Origin of the sequence: Volucribacter amazonae (assembly GCF_029783845.1) — a bacterium.
In the GTDB taxonomy this organism is placed as follows: Bacteria; Pseudomonadota; Gammaproteobacteria; order Enterobacterales; family Pasteurellaceae; genus Volucribacter; species Volucribacter amazonae.
In genome coordinates this window covers 13,448-33,940 of the sequence record NZ_LWID01000002.1, presented here as the reverse complement: position 1 = coordinate 33,940, position 20,493 = coordinate 13,448, and the positions used below count along the sequence as shown (strand labels likewise).

Genomic DNA, 20,493 nt, shown 5'->3' with positions numbered 1-20,493 from the left:
GATGGGTATTTAGAACAAAAATTAGAAAATTTGAGAAAAACTAAGGTATGACGATGAAATTAATCATTGCAGAAAAACCTCAATTAGGTGCGGTTATTGCCGAAGCTATCGGCATAGTAAATCGTAAAGATGGCTACATAGAATGTAAAGGCAATTATAACGTAACATGGGCTATAGGGCATATTTTAGCTATTAAAATGCCTGAAGAGTTAAACCCAGCTTACGCAAAATGGAATCTTACAGATTTACCGCTGAAATTACGTCCGTTAGAACTCAAGCCAAAGACAACCACAGAAAAACAATTTAAAGTGATTGAATCCTTATTAAGAAAAGCTGATACAGTAGTAAATGCTGGCGATCCTGATGATGAGGGGCAACTTCTGATCCGTGAAATTCTTGAATATACTGGTTTTAAAGGTAAAGTACAACGTCTTTTGCTCAACGATTTAAACATTGAAGCAGCGAAAAAAGCAATGAATAACTTAAAACCTGATTCAGAATTTGACGGAATGTATTACAAAGCTCTCGCACGTTCTCAAGCTGACTATATTTTTGGAATTAATCTCACAAGAGCCTACACTCTGCTTGCTAAAGCAAAAGGATTACAGAGTGTTTATTCAATCGGTCGAGTACAAACACCTACTTTAGGGCTGATCGTTCGCCGCTATTTGTCAAATAAACACCATAAAGAGAGCTTTTATTATAATTTATCAGGTAATTTTACATTTCAGGAAAAATCCCTTAATGCAAAATTAGTAATAACGGATAATATCCGTACTTCTCCAAATGATGAGGAAAGCAAAGAAAAACATATCATTGATGAAAACATTGCAAAAGAGATAAAAAAGAACTGTGAAAGAAATACAATAAACATATTGCAATGCAGTATTGAAGCTAAAACTACACCAGCCCCATTACCTTTTTCATTGCTTGATTTGCAAGCTAGAATCAATGATAAATACGGTTTTTCAGCAGACGAAACACTATCAATTACGCAATCCTTGCGTGAAAAGCACAAGGCAATTACTTACAACCGTTCTGATTGTCGCTATTTAAGCACAGAACAGTTTGAAGCCGTACCAAAAACGCTTGATTTTCTCGCTGGATTATTCCCTAATTTGCCGTTTAATTCTGCTGATCGTTCTCAAAAAAACAGAGCATTCAACGACAAAAAAGTAACGGCTCATACAGGAATTATTCCTGTTGTGTCAAAAGAACTTTCTGATTTATCTAATTTATCCGATAAAGAGCGGAAAGTTTATGGTGCAATCGTTGAACAATATCTCATTCAGTTTTTACCTGAAAAACAATACGATTTAGCCAGCATAACAATTCAATGTAAAGATTATCAATTTAGAACAACAGCAACAAAAATAACCGATTACGGTTGGTCTAAATTAGTGCCTGATGATTCAGAAAATGAAAATGACAATACAAAATTTGATTTGATTGTTTCACTTCAAGCAGAATCTAATGGAATATGTGAAAGTGTGGAAATCAAGAAAGAAAAAACAAAACCACTTCCAATCTACACAGAAGCAACGCTACTAAAAGATTTACAACGTGTCGCTCGTTATGTTGAAAACCCTCGTATAAAGAAACTATTAATCGAAAAAGACAAAGGACGAGAGGGAGAAAACGGTGGAATTGGTACACCAGCAACCCGTTCAGCTGTAATAAAAAATCTTAATGATAAGGGATTTTTTGAATACCAGGGCAAAAAATTGATTCCTACACAAAAAGGCATTGATTTTATCGAAGCCTTACCAAGAATCGTTACTGTGCCTGATACAACCGCTCTTTGGTTTGAACAACAATTAGAAATCGAAAAAGGCAAATTATCAGTAGATGAGTTTTTAGATGAAATTGAAAAATTTGTCGATGAACAAATCGAAGCCTCAAAAAATGTGAAGCTCGAAGTCAAAGGCGAACCTTGTTCTTGCGGCCAAGGCATATTAGTGCTTAAAAAATTCAAAGAAAGCGAGTTTTTCGCTTGCACAGCTTATCCAGCTTGTACTATATCAAAACCAGCATTAAATGGCTTACCTGCTCCGAATTGTCCTTGTTGTGGTAGTTCGATTAGGGTAAATGATAAAGGTGTTTTTTGTTCGAATGAAAACTGTTTGAAGCTATGGAGAAAAGTCGCTGAAAAATCCTTGAGTGATTCTCAACTTTTAGCATTATTATCAAAAGGAAAAACACAAAAAATCAAAGGTTTTAAATCTAAAACAGGCAAGGAATTTGAAGCAGTATTGAAACTAAACAAATCGGAAAAGAAAATCAAATTTGAGTTTGATAAGAAATAAAAAATTGCCCTGGCGTATCAGCTAGGGCAATTTTTTATTTGACATATCCTAAATTAAAGTTATACTAAAAAGGTATCATTAAATGATACTTATACATTTTAGGTTTATTAGGTTTAATTAGTAAGGAGAAGCTGAATTTTGGCTTATCGAAAGATAAGAGTTTTGTCAGCTATATGAATATGAGAGTACAAGTGAAGCAATGGGGCAATAGTAAGGCAATCCGTTTACCAAAGGATTTTACTAATGCTATGAATTTAAATATGGGAGATTTTTTAGAATTCGAAAAAATCAATAGTAATACAATAAAAATAGTTATTGTTCCTAATAACAATAACCATAAAAAAAGAAAGCGATTAACGTTAGACGAGAGGCTCGCAATGACGTCATATGAAAAATTACCCATTATTGAAGAATGGGATTTACTTACCCCAGTAGGAAAAGAAATCTGATGGTTAAATCAACAACATTTCAAAGAGGCGATATTATTACCGTTTGTTTAGATCCAACTGTAGGAAATGAACTGCAAGGAAGAAACCGACCTGTATTAGTATTAAGTAGCAACGAATTTCACAAACGCGGGCTTATGATGATAGCTCCAATTACACAAGGACATGCTGAACTAGCTAGAGATAATGGCTTTGCAATAACGTTAAATGGGACAGGTTGTAAAACACAAGGTGTTATTGTTGCAAATCAACAAAGAATAATTGATTTTACAAAAAGAAATGCACAAAAAATCGAATCTGTGCCAGACTATATTATATACGAAGCACAAGATATAATCAAGTCAATATTGGAAGATTAGGAAAAAGCCCCAAAAATGATCTGACCCCAAAAACTTAGACTTACCTCATCAATGACTGAACCCTATACGCCACCGGGCTCAATCCGTTTAATTTAGCTTGAATACGTTTATTGTTGTAATATGCAATATATTCATGCAACGCCGTTTCCAGTTGCTCAAAACGCTCAAAAACCTTACCAAAATAACATTCCGTTTTTAACCGCCCGAAAAAACTTTCCATCGCACTATTATCAAGGCAATTGCCTTTCCGAGACATACTCTGGCGGATACCCTTTTCTTGCAATAATCGCTGATAACCTATCATCTGATATTGCCAACCCTGATCGGAATGCAGTATCGGCTTGCTTCCATCAAGTTTGGCAATAGCTTGCCCCATCATTCGCCTAATTTGCTCAAAATTCGCACTGCGAGAAATATCATAAGCAATAATTTCCCCATTAAATAAATCCTTTATGGGTGATAAATATAGCTTGCCCTCTTTACACTTAAATTCGCTCACATCGGTTACCCATTTCTCATTAGGGGCTTTCGCCTGAAAATCTTGTTGCAAAAGATTGTCCGCAATATCGCCCACCTTTCCGCGATAAGAGCGGTATTTTTGCTGAACACATTTCCCTTTTAAGCCTAACTGCTGCATAATCGCTTGCACTTTTTTATGATTAATCATCATAGACTTACGCAATTCAGCACAAACACGCCGATAGCCATAATTTCCCTGATTTTCCTCGTAAATTTCCAGAATTTTCTCGGTGATTTCCGCATTTTTCTCGCTTTTTGGCGGCAAATGGTAAAAGAATGTACTCCGTTTCAATCCTGTCAAGGTCAGCAAGATTTCTAAAGGAAAATGTTGGCGTAATGCCTTAACTATTTCGGCTTTTTCCGGATTTTTTGCTGGCTTAACTCTTGCCACTTTTTTAGAATGGCGACCTCCGCCTCAAGCTCTAAAATACGATAACGCAAGCGTTCTTCTTCGGTTTTCGGTGGCGGTGGCATTTGGGGGTATTTGGTTTTCATTTTGCTTGAACCTTGAGGTTTTTTCGACAATAGCCCGTTTATACCTTGTTCTAAATAATTTTTCAACCATTGGCTGATAAGCCCTGTATTAGACAAACCAAAGTCAACCATCGCTTGCTCGGCGGTACAATCTCCACGCAGAATGGGTTCAAGTACCTGAAGTTTAAATTCAGGAGAATAAACCTGTCGGGTCTGCCGCACTTTTAATCCCTCTTTTCCAGCATAATTAAATAAGCGGAGCCAGCATCTTACTACCTTTTTCGCGAGGTTAAAATGGCGACAAGTGTGGGCAAGTTCGTTGTTATGCTGAAAATAGAAATCAATCACTTGTTGTTTAAAGTCTTGGCTATATTTTGTCATAAAAAATCTGCTCCTTAATCTGTTGGTTAGTTAGTCCAACTTTTGGGGGGCAGATCAAAAATTCTGGGGCTTTTTTATTATAAAGAAATATCATCTGCTTTCCCTTTATTTACCCTAGCTAACTTTTCAGTTCGGGATTTAGGTGCTGAAATTTGCTGACCTGCACCATTTAATTTAAGGGTTTCAGGTTTATCAAATTTACCTACACCTATGTTGCTTGTTTTCAAACCTAAAATATGCCCGGATTTAAGATTATCAGCCGTAATGTTTTTCGCTTTTAAATCAGGGCTATTTTTAGCTACATTTTCAAGGATTTTAGCTACATTTGGATCATTTTTCATAGCTTCTTGAACAGGTACACCATTCACTTTAACGCTATAAAAACGTCCTGCACCTGCAATAACTTTACTTTCTTGTGTAGTTCGTTGTTTAGCAGATTCATCATATTTAAATTCTATCGTGTATACTGGACGCTCCGTTGTTTTTGATGATTCGGCTTTTGTTTGAGATTGAGAAATTGCAGCCGTTTTTTCTGTGATTGCCTGTGGCTGTTCTTGAACTGATTTAGGCGGTTCGGTAGGCGTATTAGCTTGCTCTGGTTGAGCTTTAAGCGGTTCAGCCGCTTGAGATTGTCTAAATTCATCGTTAGCCGCTGATTTACTTTGAACAGGCTCAATAGATGAACGCTGTTCATCTTTAACTTTTTCTTGAATTTGTTCAGACTGAACTTTTTCGATTGAATTAACTTCAACTTTTTGCTCCATTTCAAGCTCTTTACGGCGTGCCATTAGCTGCTCTTGTAGCTCGGCTGGTTTCAAAATAACAGGTAAATTGTTAGTAGCTGCTGCTTCAACAACCATATCCTTAAATTCTTTCTTACCGTTGATTTTCAATTCATTACCGTAACGGTCGATAGATACTTCAAGAAAGAATTTCACATTTTCTGGAGTCATATCTTTTTTATGAATGCTCATTTTTTCTCCGTCATCAGTACAAATGAGCTTGCCGTCATTGAGTGATTTATACTCGATTGATCCGTCCGTATGTTTGGCTACACCAATATTATTTTTCTGCAAAGACTCCTGCAAGGCAAGATTTTTGAACTGAATACCTCCTCTATATTCAGTATTCACATCATCGCCCGACTGAGTGGCATAAATATCCTTAGCAAAATAAGTTGTTTGTACAGCATTCTTTTGATTAAGTGGCGTTTGATCTCGCACTTTATCGAAAATACGTTCAAATAAACCTTTTTTTTCAGTCTCTCGCTCTGCTTCATTCTTTGCTGGAGCAATAGAATTGCCTTGTAACTCTTGGAGTTTTTGTCCTGCTTTAGTCGCCATATCAATGTCCTCTAATGATTTAATAGAATAACCGCTCTGCTGAAAATACTGTTTAGCCTCAACAATGAAACTAGAAGAATTTTTAGCAAATTCATCTATCAGCTCTTGCCGTTGCATACAACGAAAAGAAGCGATAGCTAATTCCTGATTACGAATTTTTGTATCTATGCTTTGGCGTGCATAAATTCGTTTTTTTTCCTCACGAAAAGCATTTCGATTATCTACATTCATATTATGTAGAGTAACTTTAGCTAATTTTTCAAATTGCCGAAGTTCTGAATCAAATGCCTTAATGTTATTCTTCATCTGCTCGTAAGCTAATCGCTCTTGGTTGATATTTTTGTTATGTTGGTTTTCATAGCAAAAATGAAGAACTGATTTAGCCTCGTGCCATTGAAGATTTAAGTGTTTAGTGAGGAAATCCGAAGCGTTTAAATTACGCTTCCCCACGCTAAAACGTGGGCTACCGTCTTTGGCATAACTGACCTTATGCTTTTTCGGATCGATTGAATAGACTTTTTCAAGATGAGATAAAAAAGCGTTAGGGTCGATATTACGCCGAATATCGGCGTATTTCGCAATTTCAGCCTGTTTTGCCTGTTCATTAACTATTTCATTAACCAATGATGAAAGAGCGTTAGAATGGCTGAATTTTGCGATTTTAGCGTTATCCGAATACTGATTCTGATAACGCTCAAAAGGCGTTACAAAAGAGCGTGAATCAATGCTCTTGTCAAAAATGTTTTTTTGATAGGTTTGCTTTGGCACACCTGACGCAATTTGAGCATACGCACGAGTAGAAATAGGCGGTTTATTGCCTATTCTTCGACCTCTTGCATTGCTTCTTCTTCCGCCTGAATCATTCCATCGCAAAGAGGAATTGATACTGGATTTGCCGTTTCGTAAATGATTGAGTTCATTTTCGGGCAAAATACCTTGAGTTCTTTCCCCTCTTTGAGATGTTCCACGAACCACAACGCCGCTCTGCACACTTGGCACGCTGACTGACGCTCTGGAAGCAACGTTGGATTTTCCTCTATTAACCGTTGAAGCGTTGGACTGATGATTTCTCTTCCGTCCTCTCGCTGTGTCAAGGTTTGGGCCTTGTCGGTGTTTTCGCTCATAGGTTTGTTCTCGCTCGATTAGTAATTGTTTTTTTTCGTCTAAATTGGCTTTAGCATATTTTTGACGAAAAGTAGGAGTAGCAAAATCGACGAATTTAATCTCTTTGCTAACCCTGTTTTGCCAATCTTCAAGGCGTGTATTGATTGTTGCAAGATCAGGCTTTGGCAAAGCCTTTGTAACTATCGCCTTTTCAGAAAAAACAGGGTGCTGTAAATTCGTGAATTTTTTATCATCAGGTAATTTGACGGCGAAATACTGATTAGGTTTGCCTTTATTTCTGATTTTGACTTCGCCAAAATCAGAAAGTCGGCGTTGAAATGAATCAATGGAATTAATTTTCCCTGACGAAATTTCATCAACCAGTTGGGCTTTAAATTGGCTTTGTTTTTCGCCAAAAAAATCGCCTTTAATGCGTGATAATACATTCGCCGAATGATGACCGCCCTCACGCATAAAATCCTTTGGCGATTCAAGGTTATATTTATAATTAATATATTCTTGAATCGAATCGAGATAAGGAATGTTTTTAACATTCACATTATCTATATATCCCGTAGGTAACAATTTATTACCACTTAATAAATTGATTTCAGGAATAACAATATGAATATGAGGTTTACGCTCTATCATTTTTCCAGTTTTTGAATCTTCAATAGACTTAATTTTAGGTAAATGAGCCTCAGCATAAAAATTAAATTCATCATCACTATAAGCTGACATTAGCAATAATTTATAATCTGTTGTAATTGATTGTAATAAATCATTGCTAATTTCATCTTCACGGAAAGAAAGTGTAATATGCAAATAACGTTCCTGACCGTTATTTGCAATAGAATTGATAATTTTATTTGTCAATTCTAAATCGCCGTCTAATACTACTCGCTGATCTAATTCATCACGAGAAAAAATACGACCTTGTTTTAAACCTTTTTCTAAGTATTCGGCGATCCCACTATTACCACCTCCAATTTCAACTATCATTTAAAGCCCTCTTTAAATAAGAGTTGATACTAATTAAAAGATTTATTCCTTTTAAATAAATACGCTCTGAAATAACATTACTTTTATTTGCTGAATTAAAACTTTTTGCAATCTGATTTAAATTATTACCCGATTTATTAACTACTCGCAAAATGTTATAATAATCAAAAGGTTTTAATTCATTAAATGTAATGTTTATGTTTTTTTCTTTAGACAAAAAAATATCCCTAAAAAACTCTGATTTTGTTTTATCACTCTTATCTAAGAGTTCTTTAAATGGTTCAAATTCTTCTTCGGTTAGCCGAAAAGAAACAACAACACCTTTATTTTTCTTCATATTTTTAGCTCGTAGAGATAACCATAAAATCCCTAATAGGATTAGCCAGCACCGCTGGCGGGGTTTGAAAGGGGTATCCCCCTTTCGCACGTCGATTATACTATACTTCGTAGAAGTTTGTATACATCGTTGTCGTGCCTATTGAAATATATCAAAATATATCATATATAAACACAACATCAAAAAGACATCAGTTAAACATAAATAAAACATCAAATAGACACAATATAGACATAATAAAAACATCAGAAAAAACCAATTAAACATCAAACAAACCTCAATTAAACACAAAAAAGACTGCAAAAAATAAAATTGACAAAAAAGTTAGAAACAACTATGATTGTTTTACTAGATATTGGAGGGAAAAATGACCCAAGACGATCTAATTAATCAATTAGAAACCTTGAAAAAGGCTCTAGAAAAGAGACCCAATAATAGAGCTATTACTTCGATTATATCAAGGCATATCCATACCATAAATGAATGTATTGAATATGGTTATTCAAGAAAAGATATTTATGATTTCATTTTTAGTGATAACGACAAGAATATTATAAAACTAAATTACTTCAATAATAATATCATTTATAGGGCAAGGAAGAAGTTCAATCACAACCTAACAACAAAGGACAAAACTATAAATAACCAACTTCCTATACAAAACTTATCAGGAAATATTATAAAAGACAATAAAACCATGAATGCTTTTGAAAAATTAAGATCAAGGCAAAGCAAAAATTCATCTATAAATCATAATAGCGGAAGTACAGATGAAGATTTAGAAAGCTCACTTGCAAGAATAACTAACTCATAGGAATATTAATTATGAAATTAAATACTATTAACCTAACATTACAAGGTAAAGGTGGTGTAGGTAAAAGTTTTATTACATCTATTTTAGCTCAGTACCTTAAAGATTATAAAGGTTTAGATATTAGCGGAGCAGACACTGATTCAGTAAATAAATCATTTGCTGGATTTAAAGCTCTTAATGTGATACCTATTGATATTATGGAAAATGATACTATTTCACAGGCTAAATTTGATAGTATTTTTGAGCTAATGATAAATGATGAAAAAAATACGTTTGTAATTGATAACGGTGCTTCAACATTTATCCCTATACTCAAATATATTAAAGATAATGGCGTTATAGAAATTTTTGATGAAACAAAAAAAGAAGTTTTTATTCATACAGTTATTGTCGGTGGGCAATCTCAAAATGATACATTACAAAATCTAATTACATTATTTGAGCTAATCAAAAATTCTAATAACGTAAAATTAGTAATTTGGCTGAACGAATTTCAAGGAAAAATTACGGACGCAGAAAAAGTTTTCAAAGCTGTAGCTAATAAAACAAGTAATTTCATCATTGTAGAAAATAAAAACTCTGACGCATTCACCACAGACCTTGAAAAGCTCACAAAAAATCGTTTAACACTCAATGAGGCTTTAATCTCTGATGATTTTAATCTAATGGCTAAACAACGCTTAAAACGAGTTTTTAACGATATTTATGCTCAATTAGATCAAATTTACGATGTGGCACAATCAGAATAATCTTAATAAAAAAGTGCGGTAAATACCGCACTTTTTTAGCTTAGAGAACAAGCAATATAAGAAAATTCTTCATATATACAGACAGTACACTTTACCCTAGACCAGGCTCTCAAAAGGAATTCAATATGACAGAAAGCACAAGCCTAGAAACAAATGTAACAACAGTAGAAAAAATTTCTGATGAAATAGAAACTCAAAGAGAAGAAATTAAGGCAAAGTTAGGACTAGATGATCAAGCCTTTGACATACTCATCAAAGACACTATTATCGCCAGCTTTGCTGAATTAAGCATAAGAATTAAAGCTGATGATCCGATATTTGCCGTTATTCTTTCGCAAAAGAAAGTGATGAACTATTATACTCATATAATTGCTGAAGCCTTAAAAGCAACACCTCGAGAAATAGGTAATGTGATAGATCAAAAAGCTGAAGATATAAGTTCACTTGCGGCTAAAATTGGAGAAGCTCTAGATGAATTTCATACTGAATTTTTAACAGACTTACAAAGCAAATCACTTGAAATTAACAATTCAATCATCACGAGTTTTGATAAATTTATCGACAAAAAGATCGAAGATTTCAAAAATGCCCTAAACCAAGCCAAACCAACAACGATACAAACCACGAATGACAAGCAAACAAACATTGTCTTACTTGTCTTTTTGCTCATTCTAGGCATTATTAACACTGGTCTAGTTAGCTATATCGCTTTCATAAAAAATAATGATCAATCAAAAGAAATAGCTTATCAAAAAGGACTTCTTGATGGCTTCCAAAAAACAAGGAAAGAACTTTCAGCAAAAGATGCTGATAAAGTAGAGAAAATCATCATTGAATCGATTGATAGAAAATTAAAAGAGGAATAAGTAATGCTATTAGAAATACGCACGATAGTATTTAGCATAGTTCCAGTAGTCTTTATTGTTTATTTATGCCGTATTAGCAACAAAAAGAAAGAAACAAAAAAATTCATTAGTTATATTAGCTCGTTTGTTTTTTATACACTATTCATAATTGCATTTGATAAAGCAACTATGCAGCTATTTATAACGGGAGTATATTCATCAATAGTTTATTTTTTATATAAAAAAGAGCTAGAAAAGATCAAAAAGGAACATAATGAGGCAATATTAGATAAAATGGAAGCCAGCTATCAAAAATACGCCGTAAATCCTAGACGGAGAAACGGTTAAGCCCTGCGGCTTTGCCGCACGTCCTTTGGTTGCCTAAATGGCGACCAAAGGACGAACGCAAAAATTAGGGAAGCCTTGTAGCTTCCCTTTTTATTTAAGCGGTAACTATTACCCCCTCTTTTTCTCTAGTATCGGATAAATAAGCCTCCAAATCTACCCCTTGCTTTTTAGTGTTCAAATACTCACTAATAATAGCAAAAACCTGTTTAAAATAGCGAACTTTCATAGGTCTTACTTTAATCGGTTTTTTCCGTTCGAAAGCTACTATTACTGCTTCTGCATATTCTCTAATTTCTTGGTTTGTCATTTTATATCCCCTATGGGTTATGATTGAAAGATTGCCTTTCGGCGTTATGGTTAAGTCGTCATCTCGTCCTTAACTGTGAATATAATACATCTTTTTTATATCTTTTGCAAGTCTTTTGTATATTATTATCTTATTTTTGGTACTATTTATTATCATAAAAAACGCCCTAAAAGGGCGTTATTTTTTATCTAGTAGCTAAAACATTATTACTATTTGAATGATGAATACTTGAGCCGTATTTACTACGAATTTCGTCCATATCCCACGCTTTACGATGTTTTTTACTTTTATGTTCTGCTGGTCGATAATACCATTTTAATTTTTTAGCTGCCCAAAAACAGCCTAAACTTTTTAATTCTTCTTTATGGTTTCTTGTTTCGCCTGATAACCATAACCAATTACCGCAAACTTCAATAATAATTCCTTGTAGTTTTTTCAATTCTGCGATAATCTCGGCTAACTCTTCAGCGAAATTATAAGCATTTTTTGTGTCCGTATGCGTAAAGGTTTCGCCCTCTAAACTAGAGAGAAATTCAAAAGCTGCATTGATCGCTTTCATTACTTCCGCCCCAGCTGGATTACGATCTGGGTGGTATTTGACAGCCATTTTTTTATAGGCTTTTTTAATATCTTCTTTAGATACATTTTGAGAAAGGTTTAAAAGATTTAATGCTTCATTAATGTTCATAATAAATCCCCTATGGGCTTTGGTTAAAAGATTGCCTTTCGGCGTTATAGTTAAGTCGTCATCTCGTCCTTAACTGTGAATATAATACATCTTTTATATATCTTTTTCAAGTCTTTTTTATACCTTTTAATCTAATTGACTATTTTTTATGCGGATTATTAAGGCTGCAAGCCTTAATGCAGCGGAGCGGTAAATCTGCGGATCTCATTCGTGGTTGGCTGATATTTTCGGGCGTACAGTCGTAACCAGCGGAAAGCCTACCCATATTCCCCCCCTGCCGAACCCCTTAACGATCTTACTTTACAGAAGAAGCGTAGGAAGTCCACAGAAAAGGAACACTCCAAGAATAAAAGACATAATGAACCAAAAAGAGGTTAAAAAGCAAAGGATAGAAATAGTCAAAAGAACGTGCAAAAGCACGCTTGAAGGGGTAACGGTATGCAAAACTATTAAGAATTTGCGGTCGGTTGTCAAGGTTTGGCGAAGCCAACCCGATAGGGCTTGACCTTGACAAACGAAAGAGCAAATATCTTAAAATGGTTGCATACTGTTACCTCTAATGTTTATTAGTCCTCATAATTTAGCTTAGGGATAGTTACCGAATGGCGAAAACGCCATTTATGGCGGTTGAGTTTTTAGAGCTGAAGCAAGGCTAAATGCCGCAGCCTGAAGCCTAAAAATATAGCCCGACCCCACGTTTAAAACGTGGGGTAAGCCAAAAGAATAGCCAAAAAGTATTAAACATAATTATTAGCTAGCACAAAACTCTATTGCTTAAGTTTTGAAAAGGTGTATGATAATAGCCAATAAGTTTTAACTTTTGAATAGGGGTGTTTTATGAAAGGCTATGAGATTACACTTGAAGATAAAGGGCAAGATTTCACAATACTGAAAACTGATGAAAAAGGTATAGTAATAGCTGTCGAACCTTTTCAAACAGAAATATGGAAAGGTGCTTCAATTCCAATTTCTAAACAAAAAATTGGCGATTTATGTATGATTCACCATTTACCACATATTGAATATGGTTATTTAAAATACAAGGTATGAACCATTAAAGAGATTAACTTTTAAAATATAGGTGTAAAAATGAAAAATGACAATGAATTACAAAAACAAAAATACAAGAAACCAGAACTTATTTTTATAGAGGATAGCTCATTATCAGCTTTAATCCCTTTAGTAGGAGTAATCATATTTATAACAATTATTACCCTACTTATACTCATTTATAAACTTCCCAAAGATCTTATATTTGAACCTCCTAAAAATTTTATATTTGAAGATAAAAACCTTAAAATATATATCATTATATCTTTAGTTATTTCACTAATAACATTCAAACCGCTTAGCAGCAAAAGATATATTAATATAATTGAGTTTTTTGTTCAATTTATTTTAGGGTTTACTATAACTTATATTGTATCTTACTTATATAATTCAGAAGATAAGACCATTACACAATATATATATTTTTCTCAATTCTCAGGATTAATAAATGTATCAATATATTTTATCAAAGAAAGTATTTTTAAGAAAAAGATAAAGCAATCAATTCTATTAATATTCTTAATGATATTACTAATATTTATAGGTGTTACATATATTGAATATGCCACTAAATACTTAGAGTCAATGATTTATTCCTAAAATAAATTACAGATTAAAAATTAACAAAGGAAACATAGAAATGTCAAAATTAACAGACTTTTCTAATAATCACTATTGATATTTTCAAAGTAAGTATAAATCGAGCTATAAAAAATTTAGCTTATATATTATTTCATCTATTTATTATGAATTTAATAATTCCCTTTATACTATAAAATTATGGCAAAAATAGGATATGCTCGTGTCTCCACATTAAAACAGGACTTAAATGAGCAATTAGAAACACTAAAATCAGCAGGCTGTGAAAAAATTTTTACAGGGAAACATTCAGGAAAAGCTAAAGATAATCAACAACAACTTAATGAATTACTCAATTATATTAGAGAGGGAGACCAAGTTGTTGTAACTAAACTTGACCGACTGGGTAGAAGCCTTAGCCAATGTTTACAAATACTTGATGAGCTAAAAGCAAAAAATATTGGCTTCATAGCCCTAAATCAGGGAATAAATACCACAAAAAAGAATGACCCAATGACAACAGCTTTAATCCATTTATTAGGATTATTTGCTGAATTAGAACGTAATTTCATTGTTGAAAGAACACAAGCTGGAAAACTTGCAAAAATCGAATCAGGTAACTTAAAAGCGATTGGAGGCAGACCGAAAATACTATCTGAAAAAGCAGAAAAAAGACTTATAAAAGATATACAAAAAAACTATTCAATAAATAATTTAGCTAAGAAATATGGTGTATCAAGGGGAACAATCAGTAGATATAAAAAATTAGCCAAATAGCTACCGCCTCCCTGCGGTCGTTGCTGAATCCCAAAAACGTTAAAAAATAAATTTTTAACGTTTTTGGGATTTACAATTTATAAAGAAAAACTCTTAGTTTTTTGAGAGTGTAAATCATTTTTAGATTGTGTCTCTATCCTTGACCCAAGTGCATTAATTACTCTACTTTCTGGACGATTTACTTTAAGTTCATTATTCAGCATTAAAGGCTGAATTGTTCCCGATTTTAAGGCTTCTGCGGTTATGCCTTTCTGTTGCATATCTTTATGCATTGCTAGCCCCTCAAGAGCCTTAGAAAGCAAGTTATCTTTTTTCAACAACTCATCAGCCTTTGTGCCATTAACTAAGACATCATAAGATTTTTTACCTAGCTTTTCAGATTGTTCCTTATTAAAAGAAAAATCAATTTGATAATTTTTTTGTTGCACTAATGCTAATGGACTTAAAGAGTCATTGATAATATTTTCTAATGGCTTATATTCTGGGTGCTTTAAAATTGCCTCAATTTCATCTTTAAGAAAAATTTTTTGGTTTTGATCAGATACTTTTGATAATGTTATTGTATTAACTTCAAAATCTCTAGCCAAATAAATTTCTTGCTGGTTATGTTTACTCCAGTCTAGCTTAAATCCAACTTCTTCAGATAGTGTACGAGTAAACTCTCGAAGTGTTCGGCTATTTCCATCTGGGAACGGATGAAAATAATCTAGCTTTTTATATATATCAGCCAATTCTTTCGCAAGCTCATTTTGATTTAACTCTTTCATATATTCAATATTTATAGAGCCTAAAACATTTTCAGCTTCTTTAATGCTATTTTTATCCATTGGACTATAGCAAACCGTAACTTCCCCAAATTTAGGATAGTTACGGTTTTTATGCCACAATTCATCGCTGTAAATTTTTACTTCAGGTCTAAATTTACCTGCAACATCAGGGCTATCCTGAAAAATATAAGAATTTATTTTCTTTAAATGTTCAAGATTAAAATCGCCTTTAATTGGATTTATCTGCAATTCTAAAATACGTCTAAATGAGCGTTTATCTTTCAATTCATTTTCAGAATATCCTTTATTCATATTATAGCCCTTTTTGTAAAGCTAATTCATATTCTTCACCAAATTCTTCTAGTGTTAAATCACCATTGACAAATTTATCGGCGATCTTTAACAAAGAATCCGACAATGTTATACCTTCTAAACTAACACTAGCTTTTGCATATTCTACGGCTTCACGTCTTTTTGCTTTTTCTGTTTCAGAAATCATAATTTACCTCTTTAAATCAATAAATAATAGCTATATTATATATCAATCATAATTAAAATAAAACTCTTTTATATATCTTTTGCAAGCCTTGCCAGATAAATTAATATAATTAATTATTACTAATTTCTTGCAAAAACTCATTCAAATTTAGATTGAGTTTGTTCTTAGCATAATGCAATATACCAAGTACAATCACTCCTCTAATACGAATATTAACCCAATTTTCTCGATAATATTCGTAAAGCTCGTAGAAAAAATCATAGGCTCTATTTTTTCGAATAGGATAAGCCTTTCCAACCCCGTTTACATCAATACCTGTTATGAAGTCTAAATAATCCATATAATCAAGATAATTAAAATCTAAACGCATAAATTCAGCAATCGTACTAAATAACGCGGTTTTTGTGCGAATGTTAGAAAGTTCTAATACTTTATCAATCAATTTCCATTGTGTATCCGTAAATCTTACGTTTGATAAATTAGTGTTTGTTTTTTTAGGTTGTTTAATCTCTCCGCTAGTAGCTTGTGAAATAAAATTTGCAGCTGTAGTTGCTCTACTCAATCCTTTCATTTTTTATACCTCTAGAATACGTTTTAGAATTTTTCCGATTTCATCAGCAGACTTATTATTTTTAACTTCAAAACACGTTCCCCCCTCACTAAATGAGGTGCGTAAAATTTTACGTTCAAAAACAACATCATCTATCACACAAGAGGCTAAATCAACCCCTTTTAGTTCTCTTAGCGTATCCTCTCGCTCATTGTCTTTATGATGAGTAGAACACATATTCAACAGATAGAAAGAATGTAGATTCTTATTGATTTCTTTTGCTTGGCGAATAATATCATCATGATCTAAAACCGTATCTAAATCCGCCTGGCTTGGTTTAAGTGGAGAAATTAGATAATCAGCTTTAACTAGAGCTTTTCGCCCTGTTTGACTATCCACACCAGCAGAATCAATCACAATAAAATCAAATTGATTTAGATTTTTTGCAGAAAAATCTAAATCGATAGAAAGAGGCAAAATTTTTCTTTGGAAAATTTCGCCAGCTTCAGCTCTACGCATAGCCCAACGATTAAGATTTTGCTGAGGATCACAATCCATTACAGCAACACGTCCAAAACTAGCTAAATAAACAGCGGTTTGAGCTGCAAGTGTAGATTTACCTACGCCCCCCTTGATACTATTAAATAAAATAAATTTAGTCATACTAGCCTCACTCATTTATAGCTTATACAATTCTATTATATATCTTTTAAATTTCTTTTCAACGCCTTTTATAAACCACCAAAAAATCGGCGACTTTCGATTAAAAAATGGCTTTAATATTACTTAAGGTTTTAGGCTCAAAATATAAATCAATTTTAGCCCCATTTTTTACTAATGTAGAATAAATACGCTTAAATGATTTAATGAAAAATGCTTTTTCCTCACTTCTTAATAAAGCATTTTTTTGAGTATTAATACCAGTATATTCTGAGCGTATAAATTTTGCTCTTGTAACGTGATTTTGTGAAAAAATGTACATAGAAAAATCCCCTATGGGTTTGATTGAAAGGTTGCCATTTGGCGTTATGGTTAAGTCGTCATCTCGTCCTTAACTGTGAATATAATATCTTTTTTATATATCTTTTACAATCCTTTTTTATATAATTTATAGAGAAAATCCCATATTCTCAAGTCAAAAAACAAAGTATTATTCTTACCCAAAACTAACTAAAAAACCTTTAAAAGATCTTTTACATATCTTTCATAAGCCTTTAATTAATAGGAAAAGAACAAAAATTCCTATCCTTATTTTTTTGGTTGAAAAGTACACGAAAAAAAGCTTGAAAGACTTCATCAGGAATAGCACGTCCCTGTGGGTGGTCTATTTTACGTCTCCAGCGTCTAATTTGTGATTTATTAACCTCTAAGCCTTGAGAAGCTAAAAGAGCTATTAACTTTTCATCATCATTATTTAGACCTGTTAAAAAAAGCAAATGGTTGAAGATTTCGTTATTCGTCATATCAAATAAATTTATATTCATACATTCCCCTTAGTATAGGCTGAAAAACCACGCCCTACAAGCATTCAGAGCGTGATTTATGGTATTTTAAGGCTTAGATATTATTTACAGATTTAGTCGTTTCTTCTTCGATAATTTGAGCAGCCGCAGCACAAATTCGGAGTAAAATATTTTTATTTTTCGTGTTAATGTGTAATTGATCTTTATATTGAGAAAGTTGAAAATAAACACCATTTTTGCGTCCACTAAATAAACCTCTGCAATTTGCATTTTCAAAAGAAATAAAACGCTGAAAAGCGGCTAATTCTGCTTTTTCTTTATCCATTTTTTCCAACTTCTCGGCTCGATAACTTAAGATAGTATCGATTTTTTCATTGATTTTATTCATTTCAAGGCGTTGCATTAGATCTTTAAAAATAGCTTTGTCGCTTTTTGTATCATTGAACGTAATTTTTTTTGAAAAATAAGGCTCATAATTATCATTGGTTCCTACTAATAAATAGGCTTGAACTTTGTTTTTATCTTTGGTTTGATAGTTAAAATAAAGATAAATTTCAACACCTCTTATTCGGCTTTCAAAGTGTAAACCTGAATATATGTTTTCTTTCTTGTTAAGTCTAATATCTAATGAAATTGCAATTTCTTGAACGATTTTTAATATTTTTGAGTTATTCATAATAAATCCCCTATGGGCTTTGGTTAAAAGATTGCCTTTCGGCGTTATAGTTAAGTCGTCATCTCGTCCTTAACTGTGAATATAATACATCTTTTATATATCTTTTTCAAGTCTTTTTTATACCTTTTAATCTAATTGACTATTTTTTATGCGGATTATTAAGGCTGCAAGCCTTAATGCAGCGGAGCGGTAAATCTGCGGATCTCATTCGTGGTTGGCTGATATTTTCGGGCGTACAGTCGTAACCAGCGGAAAGCCTACCCATATTCCCCCCCTGCCGAACCCCTTAACGATCTTACTTTACAGAAGAAGCGTAGGAAGTCCACAGAAAAGGAACACTCCAAGAATAAAAGACATAATGAACCAAAAAGAGGTTAAAAAGCAAAGGATAGAAATAGTCAAAAGAACGTGCAAAAGCACGCTTGAAGGGGTAACGGTATGCAAAACTATTAAGAATTTGCGGTCGGTTGTCAAGGTTTGGCGAAGCCAACCCGATAGGGCTTGACCTTGACAAACGAAAGAGCAAATATCTTAAAATGGTTGCATACTGTTACCTCTAATGTTTATTAATGCTGGTGTTTGCCCACGCTTTAGCGTGGGTACTATCTTTAAGAAAAATCTTTGATTTTTCTGTTCCTTTATTTTTATTTATAAAAATAAAATTACAAAGTAACGTTAAGTGCCGAATATAAGGGCGAATTTAATTATAAATTATAAATAACTTATCATCAGCATACTAACAAATTTATAAACAAAACAAAAAGAAAAGCAATATTAACACTAAAATTTGAATTTTGAAAAAAGCTGGAAATATAAAACAGGTTTAATTATAACCAAATTTTATACAGAAGACGAGTTTATTTATTCCTGTTTTATTAACCAGGAATAACTTTATAAATAAATATTTATCATTTAAAGTTAAGCGTATGATCTCTGCAATTCATCGGTATAGCTTTGCATTAAGGCTTTACTATACGCTCTATCATTTGCAGCTTTAAGCCTTGCTCGCTCTCGTATTCGCTCTTTATCCCATAAACGTTTTTGAAGTTTGTAAACTTCTTCAGGTGTATTACAATCAGCAAAAGAACGGAAGCAAGGTTTAAAAACATCGCTCTCAATGTTAAAAGATAAATAATCGGTTGGTTTACGTTGTGATACAAATTTAATAATATGTTCGCCTAATAGATCTTTACGGCGTTTAATTAAAAGGTTGCGTAAAGAATGATGAGTTTTAATATCAGCAACGCTTTTATTCTCTAATTTAGCCAAATGTTTCTCATATTCTTTAAATGTTTTATCCAAGCGATTATTTACAAATTGGTATTTGTGGAAATCAACAAGTAATTTTCTTAATTGTTTTTCGGTAATCCCAAACATTAAGAAAAATTCTACATTAAGCCAAATTCTCATCGCTTTGTGTTTTCTTCCTGCCTTATCGTATTCACGCAAAACAGTAATCAGTTCGGCTTCTTCAAGCATATTAATAGCATTTAAGATAGTGTCATAACGAACACGTTTTTTACCGTTTTTATTATCCCAGGATAGATAGGATTGATTGCACATTTTCGCTAAATGTTCGATATTAGCTCGCACCTCAAATAGGTAATTGCTGTCAGGAGAAAAATCACAATAAGAAAGCAAATTAGCGAAAAGCACTTCCAACACTTCTCGGCGTTCACGGCGAATCGCCTCACGTTGATATTTTGCTAAACGTAAGGCATTTAAATACGCATTTTTGTTAATGTCGTGAGTTTCGAGACGTTGCAAGAAAAACCAAATAATGTAGGCGTAATCTTTACGTTGATTATTCTGCATAAAATAAGGCAAATTATTACGATGTTTTTTCTTGTTAGCTTTGTTGTAAACAGTTGCTTTAAGCGTTGATGTATAACCAAATGTACGGTATTTTTTCTTACGTGGTTTTATCGATTTACTCATAATTGCTAAACTCTTTTAGTTAAGCAATGTTAAGCACGATTTTTTGAGGTGTTTTAGGTTAATAACTCTTGCAAATGCGTTGTAAGGTGGTATAATCTAAATCAAATAATCGTGTTTAACATCACTTTACTCTGTGGCGGAGTATGAAGTTAATACACAAACTCTGAAATAA

The 20,493-nt window shown here is 33.1% G+C and carries 23 protein-coding genes; 10 read left to right on the top strand and 13 right to left on the bottom strand.

Going from position 1 to position 20,493, the window contains the following annotated elements; translation table 11 throughout:
* Positions 1-53: 53 nt before the first annotated feature.
* The 3 genes from A6A20_RS12570 (at position 54) to A6A20_RS12560 (ending at position 3,111) form a co-directional block, all read left to right on the top strand.
* Positions 54-2,306, top strand: a complete 2,253-nt coding sequence (locus tag A6A20_RS12570; protein ID WP_279573848.1) for a type IA DNA topoisomerase — start codon at positions 54-56, stop codon at positions 2,304-2,306.
* Positions 2,307-2,479: 173 nt separating this feature from the next.
* Complete coding sequence (locus A6A20_RS12565) at positions 2,480-2,755, top strand: AbrB/MazE/SpoVT family DNA-binding domain-containing protein (RefSeq protein ID WP_279573847.1); 276 nt, start codon at positions 2,480-2,482, stop codon at positions 2,753-2,755.
* A complete protein-coding gene (locus A6A20_RS12560; protein WP_279573846.1) occupies positions 2,755-3,111 on the top strand; it encodes a type II toxin-antitoxin system PemK/MazF family toxin in 357 nt (118 codons plus the stop codon). Before A6A20_RS12565 ends, A6A20_RS12560 begins: the two co-directional genes overlap by 1 nt.
* Positions 3,112-3,151: 40 nt before the next feature.
* On the opposite strand, the gene A6A20_RS12555 is transcribed toward A6A20_RS12560, so the two are convergent.
* The 3 genes from A6A20_RS12555 to A6A20_RS12545 all read right to left on the bottom strand — a co-directional run bounded on the left by A6A20_RS12555 (position 3,152) and on the right by A6A20_RS12545 (position 8,271).
* A protein-coding gene (locus tag A6A20_RS12555; RefSeq protein WP_279571979.1) for an IS3 family transposase occupies positions 3,152-4,485 on the bottom strand; the annotation gives its coding sequence in 2 pieces (ribosomal slippage) (positions 3,152-4,029 and positions 4,029-4,485; 1,335 coding nt in all).
* A gap of 77 nt (positions 4,486-4,562) precedes the next feature.
* Positions 4,563-7,808, bottom strand: coding sequence for an LPD7 domain-containing protein (locus tag A6A20_RS12550; RefSeq protein WP_279573845.1), 3,246 nt, complete (start codon positions 7,806-7,808; stop codon positions 4,563-4,565).
* A 115-nt stretch (positions 7,809-7,923) separates the two neighbouring features.
* The gene (locus A6A20_RS12545) at positions 7,924-8,271 is read right to left on the bottom strand and encodes a plasmid mobilization protein (RefSeq protein WP_279573844.1); all 348 of its coding nucleotides are present in this window, start codon (positions 8,269-8,271) and stop codon (positions 7,924-7,926) included.
* 367 nt (positions 8,272-8,638) lie between these two features.
* Between A6A20_RS12545 and A6A20_RS12540 the strand changes: the two genes are divergently transcribed.
* The 4 genes from A6A20_RS12540 (at position 8,639) to A6A20_RS12525 (ending at position 11,027) form a co-directional block, all read left to right on the top strand.
* A complete protein-coding gene (locus tag A6A20_RS12540) occupies positions 8,639-9,085 on the top strand; it encodes a hypothetical protein (RefSeq protein ID WP_279573843.1) in 447 nt (148 codons plus the stop codon).
* 11 nt (positions 9,086-9,096) lie between these two features.
* A complete protein-coding gene (locus A6A20_RS12535; protein ID WP_279573842.1) occupies positions 9,097-9,834 on the top strand; it encodes a nucleotide-binding protein in 738 nt (245 codons plus the stop codon).
* 125 nt (positions 9,835-9,959) lie between these two features.
* Positions 9,960-10,700, top strand: coding sequence for a hypothetical protein (locus A6A20_RS12530; RefSeq protein ID WP_279573841.1), 741 nt, complete (start codon positions 9,960-9,962; stop codon positions 10,698-10,700).
* 3 nt (positions 10,701-10,703) lie between these two features.
* The gene (locus A6A20_RS12525) at positions 10,704-11,027 is read left to right on the top strand and encodes a hypothetical protein (protein WP_279573840.1); all 324 of its coding nucleotides are present in this window, start codon (positions 10,704-10,706) and stop codon (positions 11,025-11,027) included.
* 94 nt (positions 11,028-11,121) lie between these two features.
* On the opposite strand, the gene A6A20_RS12520 is transcribed toward A6A20_RS12525, so the two are convergent.
* Together A6A20_RS12520 and A6A20_RS12515 are read right to left on the bottom strand one after the other, a co-directional pair.
* Positions 11,122-11,334: a hypothetical protein gene (locus A6A20_RS12520; protein ID WP_279573839.1), complete on the bottom strand. Its 213-nt coding sequence runs from the start codon at positions 11,332-11,334 to the stop codon at positions 11,122-11,124.
* A gap of 184 nt (positions 11,335-11,518) precedes the next feature.
* On the bottom strand, positions 11,519-12,022 hold the full coding sequence (locus A6A20_RS12515) for a DnaJ domain-containing protein (protein WP_279573838.1): 504 nt from the start codon (positions 12,020-12,022) through the stop codon (positions 11,519-11,521).
* An 837-nt stretch (positions 12,023-12,859) separates the two neighbouring features.
* On the opposite strand from A6A20_RS12515, the gene A6A20_RS12510 reads away from it, so the two are divergent.
* From A6A20_RS12510 to A6A20_RS12500, 3 genes are all read left to right on the top strand, one after another.
* Entirely contained in the window at positions 12,860-13,072 is a 213-nt protein-coding gene (locus tag A6A20_RS12510; protein WP_279573837.1) for a hypothetical protein, read from the top strand.
* 39 nt (positions 13,073-13,111) lie between these two features.
* Positions 13,112-13,672, top strand: coding sequence for a hypothetical protein (locus A6A20_RS12505; RefSeq protein ID WP_279573836.1), 561 nt, complete (start codon positions 13,112-13,114; stop codon positions 13,670-13,672).
* Positions 13,673-13,852: 180 nt separating this feature from the next.
* Entirely contained in the window at positions 13,853-14,428 is a 576-nt protein-coding gene (locus tag A6A20_RS12500; protein WP_279573835.1) for a recombinase family protein, read from the top strand.
* Positions 14,429-14,505: 77 nt separating this feature from the next.
* On the opposite strand, the gene A6A20_RS12495 is transcribed toward A6A20_RS12500, so the two are convergent.
* The 8 genes from A6A20_RS12495 to A6A20_RS12460 form a co-directional block, all read right to left on the bottom strand.
* The gene (locus A6A20_RS12495) at positions 14,506-15,507 is read right to left on the bottom strand and encodes a Fic family protein (RefSeq protein ID WP_279573834.1); all 1,002 of its coding nucleotides are present in this window, start codon (positions 15,505-15,507) and stop codon (positions 14,506-14,508) included.
* Between the two features lies 1 nt (position 15,508).
* Entirely contained in the window at positions 15,509-15,694 is a 186-nt protein-coding gene (locus A6A20_RS12490; RefSeq protein WP_279573833.1) for an antitoxin VbhA family protein, read from the bottom strand.
* 109 nt (positions 15,695-15,803) lie between these two features.
* Complete coding sequence (locus A6A20_RS12485; RefSeq protein ID WP_279573832.1) at positions 15,804-16,265, bottom strand: hypothetical protein; 462 nt, start codon at positions 16,263-16,265, stop codon at positions 15,804-15,806.
* A 3-nt stretch (positions 16,266-16,268) separates the two neighbouring features.
* Positions 16,269-16,907, bottom strand: a complete 639-nt coding sequence (locus A6A20_RS12480) for a ParA family protein (protein ID WP_279573831.1) — start codon at positions 16,905-16,907, stop codon at positions 16,269-16,271.
* 100 nt (positions 16,908-17,007) lie between these two features.
* Positions 17,008-17,226 carry a hypothetical protein gene (locus A6A20_RS12475; protein ID WP_279573830.1) on the bottom strand — a complete coding sequence of 73 codons (219 nt, stop codon included), beginning with the start codon at positions 17,224-17,226 and terminating at the stop codon, positions 17,008-17,010.
* Positions 17,227-17,458: 232 nt separating this feature from the next.
* Entirely contained in the window at positions 17,459-17,728 is a 270-nt protein-coding gene (locus A6A20_RS12470; protein ID WP_279573829.1) for a DUF1456 family protein, read from the bottom strand.
* A gap of 73 nt (positions 17,729-17,801) precedes the next feature.
* Positions 17,802-18,383, bottom strand: a complete 582-nt coding sequence (locus tag A6A20_RS12465; RefSeq protein ID WP_279573828.1) for a hypothetical protein — start codon at positions 18,381-18,383, stop codon at positions 17,802-17,804.
* 918 nt (positions 18,384-19,301) lie between these two features.
* Positions 19,302-20,321: a replication protein gene (locus A6A20_RS12460; RefSeq protein WP_279573827.1), complete on the bottom strand. Its 1,020-nt coding sequence runs from the start codon at positions 20,319-20,321 to the stop codon at positions 19,302-19,304.
* Positions 20,322-20,493: the final 172 nt, after the last annotated feature.

Excerpts from the sequence above, each read along its gene's own strand:
- A6A20_RS12570 (WP_279573848.1), top strand. The coding sequence starts at position 54 with ATGAAATTAATCATTGCAGAAAAACCTCAATTAGGTGCGGTTATTGCC.
- A6A20_RS12565 (WP_279573847.1), top strand. The coding sequence starts at position 2,480 with ATGAATATGAGAGTACAAGTGAAGCAATGGGGCAATAGTAAGGCAATC.
- A6A20_RS12560 (WP_279573846.1), top strand. The coding sequence starts at position 2,755 with ATGGTTAAATCAACAACATTTCAAAGAGGCGATATTATTACCGTTTGT.
- A6A20_RS12545 (WP_279573844.1), bottom strand. The coding sequence starts at position 8,271 with ATGAAGAAAAATAAAGGTGTTGTTGTTTCTTTTCGGCTAACCGAAGAA.
- A6A20_RS12540 (WP_279573843.1), top strand. The coding sequence starts at position 8,639 with ATGACCCAAGACGATCTAATTAATCAATTAGAAACCTTGAAAAAGGCT.
- A6A20_RS12535 (WP_279573842.1), top strand. The coding sequence starts at position 9,097 with ATGAAATTAAATACTATTAACCTAACATTACAAGGTAAAGGTGGTGTA.
- A6A20_RS12530 (WP_279573841.1), top strand. The coding sequence starts at position 9,960 with ATGACAGAAAGCACAAGCCTAGAAACAAATGTAACAACAGTAGAAAAA.
- A6A20_RS12525 (WP_279573840.1), top strand. The coding sequence starts at position 10,704 with ATGCTATTAGAAATACGCACGATAGTATTTAGCATAGTTCCAGTAGTC.
- A6A20_RS12520 (WP_279573839.1), bottom strand. The coding sequence starts at position 11,334 with ATGACAAACCAAGAAATTAGAGAATATGCAGAAGCAGTAATAGTAGCT.
- A6A20_RS12515 (WP_279573838.1), bottom strand. The coding sequence starts at position 12,022 with ATGAACATTAATGAAGCATTAAATCTTTTAAACCTTTCTCAAAATGTA.
- A6A20_RS12510 (WP_279573837.1), top strand. The coding sequence starts at position 12,860 with ATGAAAGGCTATGAGATTACACTTGAAGATAAAGGGCAAGATTTCACA.
- A6A20_RS12505 (WP_279573836.1), top strand. The coding sequence starts at position 13,112 with ATGAAAAATGACAATGAATTACAAAAACAAAAATACAAGAAACCAGAA.
- A6A20_RS12500 (WP_279573835.1), top strand. The coding sequence starts at position 13,853 with ATGGCAAAAATAGGATATGCTCGTGTCTCCACATTAAAACAGGACTTA.
- A6A20_RS12495 (WP_279573834.1), bottom strand. The coding sequence starts at position 15,507 with ATGAATAAAGGATATTCTGAAAATGAATTGAAAGATAAACGCTCATTT.
- A6A20_RS12490 (WP_279573833.1), bottom strand. The coding sequence starts at position 15,694 with ATGATTTCTGAAACAGAAAAAGCAAAAAGACGTGAAGCCGTAGAATAT.
- A6A20_RS12485 (WP_279573832.1), bottom strand. The coding sequence starts at position 16,265 with ATGAAAGGATTGAGTAGAGCAACTACAGCTGCAAATTTTATTTCACAA.
- A6A20_RS12480 (WP_279573831.1), bottom strand. The coding sequence starts at position 16,907 with ATGACTAAATTTATTTTATTTAATAGTATCAAGGGGGGCGTAGGTAAA.
- A6A20_RS12475 (WP_279573830.1), bottom strand. The coding sequence starts at position 17,226 with ATGTACATTTTTTCACAAAATCACGTTACAAGAGCAAAATTTATACGC.
- A6A20_RS12470 (WP_279573829.1), bottom strand. The coding sequence starts at position 17,728 with ATGAATATAAATTTATTTGATATGACGAATAACGAAATCTTCAACCAT.
- A6A20_RS12465 (WP_279573828.1), bottom strand. The coding sequence starts at position 18,383 with ATGAATAACTCAAAAATATTAAAAATCGTTCAAGAAATTGCAATTTCA.
- A6A20_RS12460 (WP_279573827.1), bottom strand. The coding sequence starts at position 20,321 with ATGAGTAAATCGATAAAACCACGTAAGAAAAAATACCGTACATTTGGT.